Raw genomic sequence first — 16,437 nt, forward strand, 5'->3', positions numbered from 1 at the left:
CCGTCATGACGCAGACACTGACCCTTGACATCGGACCCATGGCCCACGGAGGCCACTGCGTGGCACGGCACGAGGGCAGAGTCGTCTTCGTCCGTCACGCCATACCCGGCGAGACCGTGCGCGCACGAGTGACCGAGGGCGGACCGGGGGCGAAGTACTGGCGGGCCGATGTCGTCGAAGTGGTCAGTTCCTCGGACTACCGTCGCAGGCACATCTGGAAGCTCGCGGACTCTCTGCGCGCACACGAGAACGATCGTCTTCCGGTGGGAGGCGCGGAGTTCGGTCACATCACCGACCAGCATCAGCGTCGGCTGAAGGCGCAGGTCTTCCGCGACACCATGCAGCGCATCGGTGGATTCTCCATCCATGATCAGCACCTCCCGCTGGCCACCGGCGACGGAGAGGTGCATGTGGAGGACGTGCTCTCCGACGGGCCGTATCACGGTCTGCACTGGCGCACCCGGGTCAGCTTCGCTGTGGGCACCGAGGGGGCGCTGAGCATGAAGCCGCACCGCAGCCACGAGCTGATCGAGCTTCGCGGCATGCCGCTGGCCGTGGCGTCGATCCATGAGAGTGGGATCTTCGGCTGGTGCTTCCAGGGCGCCGAGCGGGTGGACGCGGTGGCCGCCGCGGCGGGGTCCGAGGTCACGCTGGTGGTCCATGCTCGTGAAGACCTCCAGGAGCTGCAGCGCCAGGAGCTCGGTGAACGGCTGGCGGATCTGCACCGGGCCGAGCCGTCGATCGCCAACATCGTGCTGGCGACCCCCGAGCCGACGCCTGCCCCGGCGCGGACCGCCGGCAGGGCCGGCGCGGGCAAGGGTCGCAGGAGCCGCGGACGCCGCCCGCAGGGCTCTGCCTCCGCCGCTGCCGGATCCGGGGCGACGAGCGCCGCCGCGCCGCGCAGGTTCAGCTACTCCGTCGTCGCAGGCTCCAGAATGATCACCGAACCGCTGCCGCTGGCTGGTCCTGACGGAACCAGCGGCTCGGTCCAGATCCAGCCCGAGGACTTCTGGCAGATCCATCGCAACGCCCCCTCCAGCCTGGTGGCGGCGGTCGATGCCCTGGCGCAGGTGCCGGCCGGATCCCGTGTCGCGGACCTCTACGCCGGGGCCGGTCTGTTCACCGCCTGGGCCGCGCAGCGTGCCGGTGCCTCGGGCTCCGTGCTCAGCGTGGAGGGCGCCCCCGGGTCCAGCCGCAGCGCGCAGGCTCTCTTCTCCGAGTCACCGCAGGTGGAGGTCCTGCGATCCTCCGTGGAGCGGGTCTTTGATCGTCTCAGCGACCGTGAGCTCATCGTCCTCGATCCTCCGCGCGCAGGAGCCGGCGAACGGGTGATCAGCGCGCTGGACGCGACGCAGGCACAGCAGATCGTGTACGTCTCCTGTGAGCCGTCCTCCTTCGCCCGCGATGCCAAGTCGCTGCTCTCCCGTGGTTGGGAGCTGCGCGACCTGCGGGTCTTCGATCTGTACCCCAACACCCACCACATGGAATCCGTGGCCCTGTTCACGCGGTCCCGGCGCAGGTGAACGGCACGACTGACCTGACACGACGGCGGTCTCAGAAATCTGAAAGAGTAGACTGTGACCCGATTCATCGGCCTGGATATTGACCTGTCCGGGCTGGCACGACTGGCAACTACAGAGGAGTCCCGAGTGAAAAATGCGGACAGCTATGGGGCCAAAGGCGTTCTCAACGTCGGCGGCACCGACTACGAAATCTTCCGACTCAGCGCTGTGGAGGGTCATGACACCCTTCCCTACAGCCTGAAGATCCTGCTGGAGAATCTCCTCCGCACCGAAGATGGTGCGAATGTGACCGAGGAGCACATCAACGCCCTCGGGCAGTGGGACGAGAACGCCCAGCCGGACACCGAGATCCAGTTCACCCCGGGCCGGGTCCTGATGCAGGACTTCACCGGTGTCCCCTGCGTGGTGGACCTCGCCACCATGCGTGAGGCCGTCAAGGAGCTCGGTGGTCAGCCGGAGCAGATCAACCCGCTGGCCCCCGCGGAGATGGTGATCGACCACTCGGTCCAGATCGACTCCTTCGGCAACTCCGATGCGATCGAGCGCAACATGGACATGGAGTACCAGCGCAACGGCGAGCGGTACCAGTTCCTGCGCTGGGGCCAGACGGCCTTCGATGACTTCAAGGTCGTGCCCCCCGGGATGGGTATCGTCCACCAGGTCAACATCGAGAACCTGGCCCGCACGGTGATGACCCGCGAGGTCGAGGGCACGCTGCGCGCCTACCCCGACACCTGTGTGGGCACTGACTCACACACCACGATGGAGAACGGACTCGGGGTCCTCGGCTGGGGCGTCGGCGGCATCGAGGCCGAGGCCGCCATGCTCGGGCAGCCCATCTCCATGCTCATTCCACGCGTGGTCGGCTTCAAGCTCAGCGGATCCATCCCCGCGGGCGCCACCGCCACCGACGTGGTGCTGACCATCACCCAGATGCTGCGTGAGCACGGAGTGGTGGGCAAGTTCGTGGAGTTCTACGGCGAAGGGGTCGCGGCGGTGCCGCTGGCCAACCGCGCCACGATCGGCAACATGTCCCCGGAGTTCGGCTCCACCGCGGCGATGTTCCCGATCGACCAGGTCACCATGGATTACCTGCGCCTGACCGGGCGCACCGATGAGCAGCTGGCCCTGGTCGAGGCCTACGCCAAGGAACAGGGACTCTGGCACGATCCCTCCCGCGAGCTTCGGTTCTCCGAGTTCCTGGAGCTCGACCTCTCCACCGTGGTGCCCTCGATCGCCGGACCCAAGCGTCCCCAGGACCGGATCGCGCTCACCGACTCCAAGGAACAGTTCCGCAAGGACATCCACAACTACGCCAAGCAGGCGGCGGAGGCCGACGGCACCGCCGATGAGGCCGCCGCCGAGTCCTTCCCGGCCTCGGACGCGCCGTCACACTCGGCCACGGAGGAACAGTCCCCCTCGGACAAGCCGCGGGACACCTCGGGTGCGCCCGTGGAGGGACGTCCGTCGAACCCGACACCGGTGTCGATGCCCGACGGCCGCAGGTTCGACCTGGACCACGGCGCAGTCTCGATCGCCTCGATCACCTCCTGCACGAACACCTCCAACCCGAACGTGATGCTCGCGGCCGGCGTGCTGGCACGCAATGCCGTGGAGAAGGGCCTGACCAACAAGCCGTGGGTCAAGACCTCCATCGCGCCGGGCTCCAAGGTGGTCACGGACTACTACGAGAAGTCCGGGCTGATCGAGTACCTCGAGAAGGTGGGCTTCTATGTGGTGGGCTACGGCTGCACCACCTGCATCGGCAACTCCGGCCCGCTGGAGGAGGAGATCGCGCAGAAGATCCAGGAGCAGGACCTCGCGGTCACCTCAGTGCTCTCCGGAAACCGCAACTTCGAGGGACGCATCAACCCCGATGTGAAGATGAACTACCTGGCCTCTCCGCCGCTGGTGGTGGCCTACGCCCTCGCCGGGACCATGGACTTCGACTTCGAGAACGAGGCCCTGGGCCAGGACGGGGACGGCAAGGACATCTACCTCGCCGACATCTGGCCGGATCCCATGGAGGTCGAGAAGATCATCGAGGAGTCCATCGACACTGAGATGTTCACCTCCAAGTACGCCACGGTCTTCGACGGGGACCACCGCTGGCAGGAGCTGGAGACCCCGGAGGGCTCCACCTTTGCCTGGGACGAGAATTCCACCTATGTCCGGAAGCCCCCCTACTTCGACGGGATGACGCTCGAGCCCGATGCGGTCCAGGACATCGAAGGCGCCCGGGTGCTGCTCAAGCTCGGCGACTCGGTGACCACCGACCACATCTCGCCCGCAGGCGCCTTCAAGTCGGACACCCCGGCAGGGCGCTACCTGCTGGAGCACGGTGTGGACCGCAAGGACTTCAACTCCTACGGCTCCCGACGCGGCAACCACGAGGTCATGATCCGCGGCACCTTCGCCAACATCCGGATCAAGAACGAGCTGCTCGACGGGGTGGAGGGCGGCTACACCCGCGACTTCACCCTTGAGGGTGCTCCGCAGGCCGCCGTCTACGACGCGGCCGTGAACTACCAGGCGCAGGGCACCCCGCTGGTGGTCCTCGGCGGCAAGGAATACGGCTCGGGCTCCTCCCGCGACTGGGCGGCCAAGGGCACCAGCCTGCTGGGCGTCCGCGCCGTGATCACCCAGTCGTTCGAGCGCATCCACCGGTCGAACCTCATCGGCATGGGCGTGCTGCCCCTGCAGTTCCCCGCGGGTGAGTCGGCCGAGACGCTGGGCCTGGACGGCTTCGAGACCTACTCGATCACCGGCGTGACCGAGCTCAACGACGGCAACACCCCGAAGACCGTCAAGGTCACCGCGGTCAGGGAGAACGGTGAGGAGGTCAACTTCGACGCCGACCTGCGCATCGACACTCCCGGTGAGGCCGACTACTACCGCAACGGCGGCATCCTGCAGTACGTGCTGCGTCAGCTTGTGAAGTGATCAGCCGACTGTGACGGTGCGACCGGACGCCTGAGGCGTTCAGCGCAGCCAGGGGCGCTCCGACCACCAGGTCGGGGCGCCCCTGGTCGTCTCCGCCGTCGTCACGCCGGCGTCACCACGGATGCCATGCCGGCGTCATCACTGGCGTCATCACTGGCGCCTCGGCCGGCGTCCCGCTCCCGCATCCGGGCGCTGGAGTCACCTGCGCAGTCACGGAGCCGCAGGCCCGACCGAGGTAGACTGCCCCCATGAGTATTCTGCAGACCATCACGTCTCCGCAGGAGCTGTCCAAGCTCAGCGACGAGCAGATGGTGAGGCTCTCCGCAGAGATTCGGCAGTTCCTCATCGCGAATGTCTCCAAGACCGGCGGGCACATGGGGCCGAATCTCGGCGTGGTCGAACTGACGCTGGCCATTCACCGCGTGTTCGACTCGCCGCGGGACTCCATCATCTTTGACACGGGTCATCAGTCCTACGTGCACAAGCTCGTCACGGGGCGTCAGGACTTCTCCACGCTGCGCCAGGAGGGCGGCATCGCCGGCTACCCCGAGCGTGCCGAGTCGGTGCATGACATCGTCGAGTCCTCCCACGCCTCATCCTCGCTCTCCTGGGCCGACGGCATCTCCAAGGCCCGCGTGCTGGCAGGGGAGAGCGAACGCTGCGTGATCCCGGTGATCGGCGACGGCGCCCTCACCGGAGGCATGGCCTGGGAGGCGCTGAACAACATCGCCGCAGACAAGAACCGGCGCGTGGTCATCGTGGTCAACGACAACGGCCGCTCCTACGCCCCGACGGTCGGAGGCCTCGCCAATCAGCTCGGTCGGCTGCGACGTGGGTTCCTCGACAAGGTCCGCACCCACCGCACCTACGAGACGGTGCTGGACACCACCAAGCGCAAGCTGCAGAACGGCGGACCGGCCAGCCAGATGGTCTACCGCAGCCTGCATGCCGCGAAGAAGGGTGCCAAGGACTTCTGGTCGCCCCAGGGGCTGTTCGAGGACCTCGGGATGAAGTACATCGGACCCGTGGACGGCCATGACCAGAACGCCCTGGAGGCGGCGCTCAGCGACGCGAAGAACTACGGCGGCCCGGTCATCGTGCACGCGCTCACGGAGAAGGGCAAGGGCTACGCTCCCGCCCGGGCCGATGAGAACGACCAGTTCCACGCTGTTGGCGTCATCGATCCGGAGACCGGCGAGCCGGTGCACCGTGGCGGTGCCCGGTCCTGGACCTCCGTCTTCGAGGAGGAGATCACCGCCATCGGCGACGAGCGCGAGGACATCGTTGCGCTGACCGGGGCCATGACGATCCCCGTGGGACTTCGGAGCTTCGCCCAGAAGCACCCGGACCGGGTCTTCGACGTGGGCATCGCCGAGCAGCATGCCCTCACCTCCGCCGCCGGGCTGGCCTTCGGGGGACTCCACCCTGTGGTGGCGATCTATGCCACCTTCCTCAACCGCGCCTTCGACCAGCTGCTCATGGACGTCGCCCTGCACCGAGCAGGCGTCACCGTGGTCCTCGACCGCGCAGGCGTGACCGGCCCCGACGGTCCCAGCCACCATGGAATGTGGGACCTCTCGCTGCTGCAGATCGTCCCCGGTCTGCAGATCGCGGCCCCACGTGACTCCACGCGCCTGCGCGAGGAGCTGCGCGAGGCGGTGGCGGTGGACGACGCCCCGACCGTCCTGCGCTTCTCCAAGGGCTCTGTGAACGGCGAGATCGACGCCCTCGAACGGCTCGAAGACGGCGTGGACGTGCTGTGGCGATCCTCCGGGGGCGAAGAGACCAAGCGGGACTACTCCCACGACGTGCTCATCGTCTCGGTGGGCACGATGGCCGAGCTCTCCCTGGACGTGGCTCAGCGGCTCTCGGATCAGGGCATCAGCGCCACCGTGGTGGATCCGCGCTGGGTGCTCCCCGTCCCAGAGTCAGTGGTCTCGCTGGCTGCTCGGCATCGGATCGTCATCTGCATCGAAGACGGTGTCAAGGCCGGAGGGGTGGGCTCCCGCATCCGCCAGAGCATGCGCGAGGCCGGTGTGGACACCGGCCTGAACGAGGTCGGGCTGCCGGTGGAGTTCCTCAGACACGGCAGTCGCAGCGAGGTCCTGGCCCGGGTCGGGCTCACCGCCCAGCAGATCACCCAGGACGCCGTCGGGCAGGTCCTCGGGACCAAGGTCCCCTATGCACGACCGCTGCCCGGCGAGGCGCTCCCCACCGGTCAGATTCCCAGTCTCCGCACTCGAAAGGCCCGACCTTGATCACCCTGTACCGCCGAGAAGACCAAGCCTGGACCTACCGAGAGGCGTGGTACGACGACGACGCCCAGGAGCTGGTCATCCACCGCGGCACCCTGGGGGCGAACGGAAAGATCGCCACCGAGAAGGCCGCCCCGGAGGAGTCAGAACAGCTTCTGCAGAGCTTTCTGGCCCAGTGTGAGCAGGACGGCTACCACGAGGCACCGACGGAGTCCCTCACCGAGCTGCGCCTGGTCTATCCGCTGAAGGCGGAGCAGCCCAGCTCCTCGGAGGAGCGCAACATCAACACCGTGCACCGCGACGTGCTGGGCGTTCTCGCCTGGCGCGGACTGGGCGCATTGGGCGAACCCGAGGTCGAGTCCGACGGGAACGGTCACGCCAGCGTGATGCGGGTCAAGACGCTGCACCAGGGCAAGGCCCGGGAGGCTGTGAAGTCCGCTGTGCGCGGCGGCGACGTGCCGGCGTCGAAGGTGGAGCTGCGCGTCGGCTAGCTGGCCGCCGCTCCGCGGTCCTGGGGACCTGCCGCTCCGCGGTCTTGGGGAACTGCCACTCCGCGGTCCTGGGGACCTGCCACTACGCCTGGACGCGCACCGCGTCGGCGCTGATCTCCGCCGGACGGCGGGGGAGCGGGTCCTCCGCAGGACCTGCCTCCACGGCACCTGTCTCCAGGTTGAACATCGAACCGTGGCAGGGACAGGCGAAACGTCCCTCTTCTGCGGCCACAGCGCACCCTTGATGGGTGCACACGGCCGAGAACGCATGTACTTCGGTCTCCGAGCTGCGATGGAGCAGCAGCTCCGTCTCTCCCACCGAGACCGCGCGGCTGGATCCCACGGGAAGCTCCGCGGAGGGCATCACCTCGGTCCACGGCGCATCCGGGGGCGGGGAGGGATCTGCTTCCTCCGATCCGGTGGAGCCGCATCCGCTGAGCGCCACCGCCCCCGCACCTGCCGCCGTGCTCAGCGCGGCAGCGTGCAGGAATCGGCGGCGTGCCCAGCAGGTCCGGCTCATGCGCCGAAGGTCCTTCCGTTCACCCGCTGGCTCGCTCCGACCTGATCGAGGTAGGGGGTGATGCCGCCTCGGTGCAGGGGCCATCCGGCGCCGAGGATCATGCACAGATCCACGTCCTGGTGCGAGGCGACGACGTCCTCGGCGAGCATCATTCCGATCTCCTGAGCCAGCGCGTCCTGCACGGTGCGCAGCAGGTCCGCGGAGCTGCGCGGGGTGCTGCCGAAGCTCATCAGCTCGAGCGTGCTGTCCTTGATGTATGCCTGGCCGGCGTCGTCGGTGCTCCAAATCTCGGTGACTCCGGCGTCGATGAGACGCTGAAGATTCGCCGAGACGTGGAACCGGTCTCCGAAGCTGCTGTGCAGAGACTCCGTGACATGCTGTGCCACCGGGATGCCGACCATCGCGAGCAGGGTGAAGGGGCTCATCGGAAGTCCCATGGGCTTGAGCGCCGCATCGGCGGTCGCGGCATCGGTGCCCTCGTCAAACGCTCGCTGCACCTCGGACATCAGGCGCAGCAGCACCCGGTTGACCACGAAGGCGGTGGAGTCGCTGGTCAGCACCGGGGTCTTGCGCAGGCCCGCGGCGAGCTGGAATGCCGTGGCGATGGGCACGTCCGCGGTCTGCGGGGCGCGGGCGATCTCCACCAGCGGCATTGCGGCGACAGGGTTGAAGAAATGGAAGCCGATGACCCGCTCCGGATGGTCCAGGTCTGCGGCCATCTCGGTCACGGACAGCGAAGAGGTGTTGGTGGCCAGGATGGTCTCGGCCGGCACGATCTGCTCAAGCTCGGCGAAGACCTGCTTCTTGACGCCGATCTCTTCGAACACCGCCTCGATCACGAAGTCGGCATCGGCATAGACGGACTTGTCCGTGGATCCGGTGATCAGTCCCTGCACCGCAGCGGCCTGTTCGGCGTTCAGCCGACCCTTCTGCCGGAGCTTGCCGATCTGCGACTCGATATGCGCCAGGCCCTTGTCCACTCGGGACTGGTCGACGTCGGTGAGGACCACGGGAACCTTCAGCTGCTGCGCGAAGACCATGGCCAGCTGGCACGCCATGAGCCCGGCACCCACCACACCGACCTTGGCGATGCTGCGCGGAGCTGCCTCGGGCACCCCGGCGGGGCGCTTGGCCCGCTTCTGCAGCAGCCCCAGGAAGGCGTAGACGGTGTTTCTGAACTCGTCGGTGAGCATGAGCTCGCCCAGCGCCGCGCACTCGGCCTGCCTGCTCTCTTCGCGGCTACGCCCAGGCGCCTCGCGGAAGAGCTCGAGAGCGCGCAACGGCGCCGGGGCGGTGTCGCCCAGCTTGGCAGCCACCGTCCGCTCTGCTCCGGCGATGGCGCGGGTCCAGGCCTCTGGAGATCCGTCGTGGGAACGATGTGCGCTGAGCTCTTCGATCGCGGCGGGTTCGCCGGCGACGATCCGCGCGGCGTAGGCGACGCTCTCAGCCTCGAAATCCTCGGCCGCGAGGAGCTGATCCGCGATGCCCAGGGAATAGACCTTCTTGCCGTCCAGGGTCCGGTTGCTGCTCAGCGCATTGGAGAAGATGACCTCGGCCGCCGCCTCCGGGCCGATCAGTTGCGGCAGCCGGTAGATGCCGCCCCAGCCGGGAACGAGTCCCAGGAAGGCCTCGGGCAGCCCGATGCCCCTGGCCTCAGTGGAGACGGTGCGGTGCTGGGCGGCGAGTGCGAGCTCCAGGCCTCCACCGAGTGCGGTGCCGTTGATGAAGACGAAGCTGGGCACCGGGAAGTCCTCCAGCAGGCGATAGGCGTGGTGGCCGAGATCCCCCATGGCGTGAGAGTGATCAGTCGAATCCACGCGCTCTGCGGCGCCGAGGTCAGCACCGGCGGCGAGGACCCCCGGTTTGCCGATCACGCCCAGGCCGACGATCTCTCCTGCCTGAGCCCGTGGGAGCTGCGCTGCCAGGGTCTGGCCGAATTCGATCAGGCTGCTGGGCCCGAGTGTGGAGGGTCGCTTCGGCTGGTCGTTGTCCAGCCGGATGAGCACGAGGGTTCCTGCGCCGTCGGGCAGCTGCACGTCCTCGGTGCGGCTGTGCGTGACCACCTCGTCGCTGAAGGCCTTCGCGAGATCGGTGAAGGCGGAGAAGTCCAGTGCCTCGGCCGGGATGTCGTTGGCGTTCGCTGCTGTCATGTCAGGTCCTCCATAGGTGGGTCAGCGCGGGGATGGCGGCTCAGCGCGGTCGCTGTGGGACCGGAATGAGTCTCAGCTCACAGCCTACCCGTGAGTAACCGGGGACGGAACCGGTCGAACCTGGGCGTCGTCCGCGGACGACGCGCGCCGCAGGGGCGCTCAGACAAGGGTGCCGAGACTCGAGCGCCCGGACAAGCGTGGCGAGACACGAGCGCCGATGGCGCGAGCTCAGAAGTTCTCCAGCGGCTCCGGATCGAGCATGGCCACGGTGATGATCGCGGCACATTGGGAGATCTGCCACTCGCGGGCTCCGAGGTCGCGCAGGGCGGCACCGATGCTCTCCAGGTCGATGACCTCCGGAGGAGCCCAGCACAGCTGCTTGAGCACGGCAGGGGTCAGCAGAGTCTCCGGCATCAGCTCCAGCTCATCGGCGTGCTGGGTGAGCCAGTCCCGCGCAGTGCGGTAGCGCCTGAAGGCGAGCGGATTGCGGTCCTTCCAGGCGCGGGGCGGAGGCGGTCCGGAGGCGCGGCGCTGGGCTGCGGGCGCGTCCTGGTCCCTGCCCCCGGCCTCGATCGCACGAAGCCACTTCGGCGCCTCGCGCTTGGCGGCACGGCCATGGAAGCCCCTGACGCCGAGCAGCTGCGGGACCGTGCGCGGCATGGCGTCGGCGGCGGCGACCAGTGCTGAGTCCGGCAGAATATGGCTCGGGGAGACGTCCTTGGTCTCTGCCATGCTCTCCCGCGCGGCCCAGAGTTCCCGCAGGACCGCCAGCTTGCGCGGCGATTTCAGCTTGTTCACTCCGGAGGCCTTGCGCCAGCGGTCGATGCGGGGCATGGTCACCGGCCGGTGGGTGCGCAGATGCTCGAACTCCTCGCGTGCCCAGTCCAGCTTTCCCTGTTCGCGGAGCAGCTCCAGCAGGCTCGTTCGCAGCGGGATGAGCAGATCGACGTCCAGCGCGGCGTAGCGCAGCCAGTCATGCGGCAGCGGACGCTTGGACCAGTCGGCGGCGGAGTGTTCCTTGGCCAGACGCACCCCGAGCAGGGATTCGACCACGGCGCCCAGACTGACCCGGGGGAGTCCGCTGAGGCGGGCCGCGAGCTCCGTGTCGAAGAGGCTGTGCGGGTGCATGCCCAGCTCCGCCAGGCAGGGCAGGTCCTGGGTGGCCGCGTGCAGGATCCATTCCACGTCCTCGAGCGCCGTCTGCACCGGGGCCAGCGTGGTGAAGGGTTCGGGGTCGATCAGCCAGAGCCCGGAGCCCTCGCGCTTGAGCTGCACCAGGAACGCGCGCTGCCCGTAGCGGAAGCCTGAGGCACGTTCGGCATCCACGGCGACAGGCCCGGTGCCGGCGGCCAGCGCATCGGCGCAGCGCTGCAGTCCCCGTTCGGTGTCGATGACGAATGGAACGCCGTCCTCGGGCTCGGTCAGCAGAGGCGGCGGCCCCGCGTCGGGGGCGTCCATCGAGGTGTCCGACACTTCGTCAGCTCCTCCTGATATGTGGCAGGGCGATCACTCCATCGGGCAGCGGCGGCAGTCCGGCGAAGGAGCAGACCATGTCTGCCCAGGCCTGCAGGTGGGATCCGAACCTCAGCCCGGTGGGGCTCCAGGAGGCGCGGAGCTCAACGTCGTTGCTGGGCTGCCGGTTCTCCATGGAGCCGAAGCTCTCGGAGAGTATGCGGGTCGCCGTGCCGCCCGCATGACTGTACTCCACCCCGTGCTGGGCCAGGGAATCGCAGAGCCAGGTCCAGGCCACCGAGCCCAGCAGCGGATCGTTGCCCATCTCGACATCGAGTTCGGCACGGATGTAGATGACCACTCTGAAGGTGCCACCCCAGGCCTGCTGGCCGGCGGGATCGTGGAGCAGGATGAAGCGGCCTGTGGCCAGGATCTCCGGGTCCTCCGGCTGGGCTCGAAGCCGACTCACCGGATGTGCTCCCAGCGGTGAGATGCTCGGGGACTGGACCTCGGCGCGCAGGGCCACCGCGTACGGGGCCAGCCGGGACGGGGCCGGGACCTCCGACACGTGGGCCTGAGCCCGCGGCGAGGCGGCGCGCAGCCCTGACAGGGCCTGCAGAAACGTCTCAGGGAGCCCTTCGATGCCCGCAGCTCCTAGCGGGGAGCTCGGGTCCGTGCTGGGCACGCCGTGCTGGTCGGGTCCTCCCATGGGACCGAATGCTGTCACGCACCAAGACTAGAAACCGGGATCCGTCTGACGAGCTAGGCGCGCCGCGCGCAGTCCACCAGAGCCTCGATCTCCGCGTCACCGGTGTGCCAGGAACACATGAGCCGGAGCACCGGGCGACCGCTGGACGCAGTGTCCCAGACATGGACCAGGTAATGCTCACGGATCGCGGCGGCGACTTCGAGCGGGACCTCCGGGAAGGTCGCATTGACCTCTGTGGGCCGGGACAGGGTCACACCTTCGAGCTCGCTGAGCGCCTGTCCCAGCTTGGCGGCCTGCGCGTTCGCGTGGGAGGCGTTGCGCCGCCACAGATCGGTGCCGAAGAGCTCCAGCAGCTGGGCCGAGATGTAGCGCTGCTTGCTGGCCAGCTGCATCGAGAACTTGCGGATGTAGTCCGCACCGCCGAGGCGGTCTGGATCGAGGATCACCACCGCCTCCGCGGCCATGGCTCCGTTCTTGGTCCCGCCGAGGCTGAGCACATCGACACCGGCCTCGGTGGTGATCTCACCGAGCGTGCAGCCCAGGGCGGCGGCGGCATTGGAGATGCGGGCTCCGTCCATATGCACCCCCACGCCGTGGGAGTGCGCGGCGGCGGCGACCTCCGAGATCTCGGCCGGTGAATAGACCGTTCCCAGCTCGGTGGACTGGGTCAGCGTCACGGCCAGCGGCTGGGCGGCGTGCACGAAGCCGAGATTCTTCATCTCCGCCTCCACGTCTGCGGCGCTGAGCTTTCCGGTCAGCGTCGGGCGGGGGAGAAGCTTCAGCGAACCCACACGCTCGGGAGCTGCCCCTTCATCATTGTTCACATGGGCCTGCGTCGAACAGATCGCGGCACCCCAGCGGGGCAGCAGCGCCTGCAGGGAGACGACGTTCGCGCCTGTTCCGTTGAACACCGGCAGGATCTCGGCGGCCGGGCCGAAGGTCTCCTTGACCACCTCGCGGAGCTCGGAGGTCACCGGATCGGACCCGTAGGGCAGGGCCGAGTCCGGGTTGACCCGAGCCAGCGCGTCCAGGATCTCGGGGGAGACCCCGGCGACGTTGTCGGAGGCGAAGGAGGGGTCGAGCAACCGGGTCTGGGCACGGGTCATCGTCACTGCTCGGCGCTCCCCGCCTGGTGGAAGTCCATGGAGATCGAGTTGATGCAGTACCGCTGGTCGGTGGGGGTGTCGAAGCCCTCTCCGGTGAAGAGATGCCCAAGGTGGGAATCACAGGAGCCGCAGCGCACCTCGACGCGTTCCATGCCCATGGAGACATCGCGCAGGTAGCGGATGTTCGCGTCGGCGGCCGGCTCGAAGAAGCTCGGCCATCCGCAGCGGGAGTCGAACTTCTCGGCCGAGGTGAACAGTGCTGCGCCGCAGGCACGGCAGGAATAGGTGCCGGCCTCCTTGTTGTCCCAGTACTCTCCGGCATAGGCGCGCTCGGTGCCGCCCTCGCGAAGCACCTGGAACTCCTGCGGAGTGAGCTTCTCCCGCCACGCCTCGGCGGACTGTTCCGAATTCTGGTTCGCACTCATGTCTCCATCTCATCACGATCCGGCTCTCCGCGTAAGCTGGCCCCCATGAAGTTCAGGCTGAATGAGCGCCGTCCCGTGGCCACGCAGTCCCGGCCTCCCGCCCGCCGGGGCCTCCCGTGGTGGACACGGCCCAGGCAGGGCCCCAAGACACCGAGCGACACGCACACCCCCTGGGTCCGCGCGGTGACCCTGGGTGCGGGCACCGGACTCGCCACGGGCATGACCTTGGCGGCGCTCGGCTCCGGACTGGCCGGCTATTTCGCGCGCGCCGTGGTGACCCCGGTGCGTGAACGGGCCGAGGATCTCGAGATCCTCGCGGTCACCCGCGGACCCGAGGGAGACGAGGTCATCCTGCCCATCACTGCGGAGACCGTGGTGGACGGCACCTATGGCCTGTTCTTCCAGGGCGGCCGTTCTCTGGCCCGGATCGGAAGGATCTCGGCGCTCGAGCCCAAAGGAGGAACGGTGACCCGCCCGGTGGAGAAGGTCTACGGCGGGGATCTGCGGACCGCCGTGCGCGGCTGGTGGACCTCGGTGGTGTATCTGCACCCGAGCCATGCGGGCTTCGAGAGTGAAGAAGTGGTCATCACCCTGCCCGGCGGGCCGTCTCCGGCATGGCACGTGAAGCCACAGCCGCGCGCCGCCGGACTGTCCGAGGACCATGATGCGCCGCTGGCCGGACGCAACGTCTGGGCCATCGGCGTGCACGGCCGCGGCAGCAATCGGACCGAGGGCATCCGGGCGCTGGCGGCCACCTCCGCGCTGGGCGTGGACACCCTGCTGATCTCCTACCGCAACGACGGCGAGGCCCCGGCCGCCTCAGATGGCCGCTATGGCCTCGGCGTCACCGAGTGGGAGGACGTGGAGGCCGCCATCGAGTACGCGCTGGCCCGTGGTGCCGAGGACATCATCCTGATGGGGTGGTCCATGGGCGGAGCGATCAGCCTGCAGACGGCCGATCGTTCACGCTTCGCCGCGCACATCCGTGCGCTGGTCCTGACCGGACCGGTGATCGACTGGATGGACGTGCTGGCCCACCAGGCCCGGGCGAACCGGATCCCGCACGCTGTGGGCCGATTGGGCCAGTGGTTCATCTCCAACCCGGGCGGACGCTGGGTCACCGGACTGGCGGCACCGGTGGACCTGCAGACGATGAACTGGATCGACCGCGCGGAGCAGCTGCGCCACCATGTGCTGATCATGCACAGTGTGGACGACAACATCGTGCCCTACGGGCCTTCCCGAGACCTTGCCCGGAAGAACTCCAAGGTCAGCTATGTGTCATTCACCCAGGCCCGTCACGTCAAGGAATGGAACCACGATCCGCGGCGCTGGGACTCCACCGTCGTGGAATGGCTGACGGACCTGTTCAGCCGGCCTGCGCCGGGTCAGTCTCGGCCAGGTGAGCCCGGATATTACGTTTGATCCGACCCAGCATCGCGGTCATGCCGCGCAGCCGCAGGGGAGTGATCGCCCGTGCCAGCCCCAGTCGCTCCGAGAGGTCCTCCGGCACGGCGAGGATCTGCTCGAAGCTCAGGCCGCTGAGGCCCTCATGCAGGATCGCCGCGAAGCCGCGCGTGGTGGGTGCCTCGGGGGGCGCGGCGAAGAACAGCTGGGCCGTCCCGGCGTCGTCGTCGTACTCCACCGTCAGAAACAGCGGGGTCTGGCACTCCACCACTTCCTCCATCTGGCCGTAGCCGCCGGTGTAGCGCGCGGGCAGCTCGGGCAGCTCCCGGGAGAACTCCAGGAGCAGCTCCAGCTTCTGCCGCTCCTCGAGCTCGGCGAACTCTTCGACGACCTCGGCGAGCTGGGCGGGGAGCTCGGTGCTTGAGGAACCACTCTCCGCGGTGTGAGCCGATCCGGTTCCCGGGGCGGTCTGGGCGTCCTGATCGCTCATCGAGCGGGCACCTCGCCGGGCTGCTCACCGGTGGCGATCGGAAGCCGCACAGCGTTGCCCCACTCGGTCCAGGAACCGTCGTAGTTGCGGACGTTGTCGTAGCCCAGCAGATGCTGGAGCACGAACCAGGTGTGGGAGGAGCGTTCCCCGATCCGGCAGTAGGCGATGACCTCGTCGGCCTGCCCCAGTCCAGCCTGTTCGGTGTAGATCTGTTCCAGCTCGGCCCGGGAGCGGAAGGTTCCGTCCTCGTTGGCGGCCTTGGCCCATGGCACGGAGGCGGCGGAGGGGATGTGTCCCCCGCGCATCGCGCCCTCCTGCTCGTAGCCCTCCATGTGCGTGCGCTCACCTGAGTACTCCAGCGGGGAGCGCACGTCCACCAGGGGCTTGCCGAGGTGGGCGAGGACATCTTCGCGGAATGCGCGGAAGGTGGAGTCGTCGCGGCTGGCGGGGGCCGGGTACTCGGCGGGCTGCGCGGGCGAGGTCTCGGTGGTGAGCTCGCGGCCCTCGGCGGCCCACTTGAGTCGGCCGCCGTCCATCAGCCGCAGGTCCTGATGGCCGAAGAGGGTGAAGACCCAGAGGGCGTAGGCCGCCCACCAGTTCGACTTGTCGCCATAGAAGACCACCGTGGTCTCCGGCGTGATCCCCTTGGAGGCGGCGAACTCCGCGAACTGCTGCGGGCCCAGGAAATCCCGGGTGACCGGGTCATTGAGGTCGGTGTGCCAGTCGATCTTCTGGGCCCCGGGGATGTGGCCCGTCTCAAAGAGGAGGACATCCTCGTTGGACTCCAGCAGCACCACCGACGGATCATCCTTGTGCTGCGCCACCCAGTCGGTGGAGACCAGGGCGTCAGGGTTGGCGTACTGGGAGAAGTCTTTCTCAGTGGTCGTCATGCGCAGGACCTTCCTTCAGATGTTCGTCGCAGCGGGCAGGTGTGCCGGACGCGCCGACTCAGCAGAGCCTTCCGGC

General features: G+C 68.1%; 13 protein-coding genes. 5 read left to right on the forward strand and 8 right to left on the reverse strand.

From position 1 onward, the window contains the following. Positions 1–5: 5 nt before the first annotated feature. From H4W27_RS04645 to H4W27_RS04660, 4 genes are all read left to right on the forward strand, one after another. Positions 6–1,523: a class I SAM-dependent RNA methyltransferase gene (locus tag H4W27_RS04645; RefSeq protein ID WP_192594891.1), complete on the forward strand. Its 1,518-nt coding sequence runs from the start codon at positions 6–8 to the stop codon at positions 1,521–1,523. Between the two features lie 126 nt (positions 1,524–1,649). After that, entirely contained in the window at positions 1,650–4,466 is a 2,817-nt protein-coding gene (locus tag H4W27_RS04650; RefSeq protein WP_192594892.1) for an aconitate hydratase, read from the forward strand. Positions 4,467–4,714: 248 nt separating this feature from the next. Next, positions 4,715–6,724, forward strand: a complete 2,010-nt coding sequence (gene dxs / locus H4W27_RS04655) for a 1-deoxy-D-xylulose-5-phosphate synthase (protein ID WP_192594893.1) — start codon at positions 4,715–4,717, stop codon at positions 6,722–6,724. Continuing rightward, positions 6,721–7,212 (forward strand): hypothetical protein, encoded by a 492-nt coding sequence (locus H4W27_RS04660; protein ID WP_192594894.1) that lies wholly within the window; start codon positions 6,721–6,723, stop codon positions 7,210–7,212. Before dxs ends, H4W27_RS04660 begins: the two co-directional genes overlap by 4 nt. An 82-nt stretch (positions 7,213–7,294) precedes the next feature. Here the strand turns inward: H4W27_RS04660 and H4W27_RS04665 are convergent, their stop codons facing one another. From H4W27_RS04665 to msrB, 6 genes are all read right to left on the reverse strand, one after another. Continuing rightward, on the reverse strand, positions 7,295–7,732 hold the full coding sequence (locus H4W27_RS04665) for a Rieske (2Fe-2S) protein (protein WP_192594895.1): 438 nt from the start codon (positions 7,730–7,732) through the stop codon (positions 7,295–7,297). Continuing rightward, entirely contained in the window at positions 7,729–9,882 is a 2,154-nt protein-coding gene (locus tag H4W27_RS04670; protein ID WP_192594896.1) for a 3-hydroxyacyl-CoA dehydrogenase NAD-binding domain-containing protein, read from the reverse strand. Before H4W27_RS04670 ends, H4W27_RS04665 begins: the two co-directional genes overlap by 4 nt. Before the next feature lie 228 nt (positions 9,883–10,110). Continuing rightward, positions 10,111–11,340: a ribonuclease D gene (locus H4W27_RS04675; protein WP_192596431.1), complete on the reverse strand. Its 1,230-nt coding sequence runs from the start codon at positions 11,338–11,340 to the stop codon at positions 10,111–10,113. A gap of 19 nt (positions 11,341–11,359) precedes the next feature. Further along, positions 11,360–12,061, reverse strand: a complete 702-nt coding sequence (locus tag H4W27_RS04680) for a DUF3000 domain-containing protein (protein WP_318782153.1) — start codon at positions 12,059–12,061, stop codon at positions 11,360–11,362. 35 nt (positions 12,062–12,096) lie between these two features. Next, a complete protein-coding gene (locus tag H4W27_RS04685) occupies positions 12,097–13,149 on the reverse strand; it encodes a threonine aldolase family protein (RefSeq protein ID WP_192594897.1) in 1,053 nt (350 codons plus the stop codon). Between the two features lie 2 nt (positions 13,150–13,151). Beyond that, positions 13,152–13,574, reverse strand: coding sequence for a peptide-methionine (R)-S-oxide reductase MsrB (gene msrB, locus H4W27_RS04690; protein WP_192594898.1), 423 nt, complete (start codon positions 13,572–13,574; stop codon positions 13,152–13,154). A gap of 45 nt (positions 13,575–13,619) precedes the next feature. Here msrB and H4W27_RS04695 point away from each other — a divergent pair, with 45 nt between their 5' ends. Then, the gene (locus H4W27_RS04695; RefSeq protein WP_192594899.1) at positions 13,620–14,999 is read left to right on the forward strand and encodes an alpha/beta hydrolase family protein; all 1,380 of its coding nucleotides are present in this window, start codon (positions 13,620–13,622) and stop codon (positions 14,997–14,999) included. Here the strand turns inward: H4W27_RS04695 and H4W27_RS04700 are convergent. Beyond that, a complete protein-coding gene (locus H4W27_RS04700) occupies positions 14,944–15,471 on the reverse strand; it encodes a SufE family protein (protein ID WP_192594900.1) in 528 nt (175 codons plus the stop codon). The two genes, H4W27_RS04695 and H4W27_RS04700, sit on opposite strands and share 56 nt — an antisense overlap. Next, positions 15,468–16,361, reverse strand: a complete 894-nt coding sequence (locus H4W27_RS04705) for a sulfurtransferase (RefSeq protein ID WP_192594901.1) — start codon at positions 16,359–16,361, stop codon at positions 15,468–15,470. The genes H4W27_RS04700 and H4W27_RS04705 overlap by 4 nt, the downstream gene beginning before the upstream one ends. Positions 16,362–16,437: the final 76 nt, after the last annotated feature.

The sequence above is a fragment of the Nesterenkonia lutea genome, assembly GCF_014873955.1.
In the GTDB taxonomy this organism is placed as follows: domain Bacteria; phylum Actinomycetota; class Actinomycetes; order Actinomycetales; family Micrococcaceae; genus Nesterenkonia; species Nesterenkonia lutea.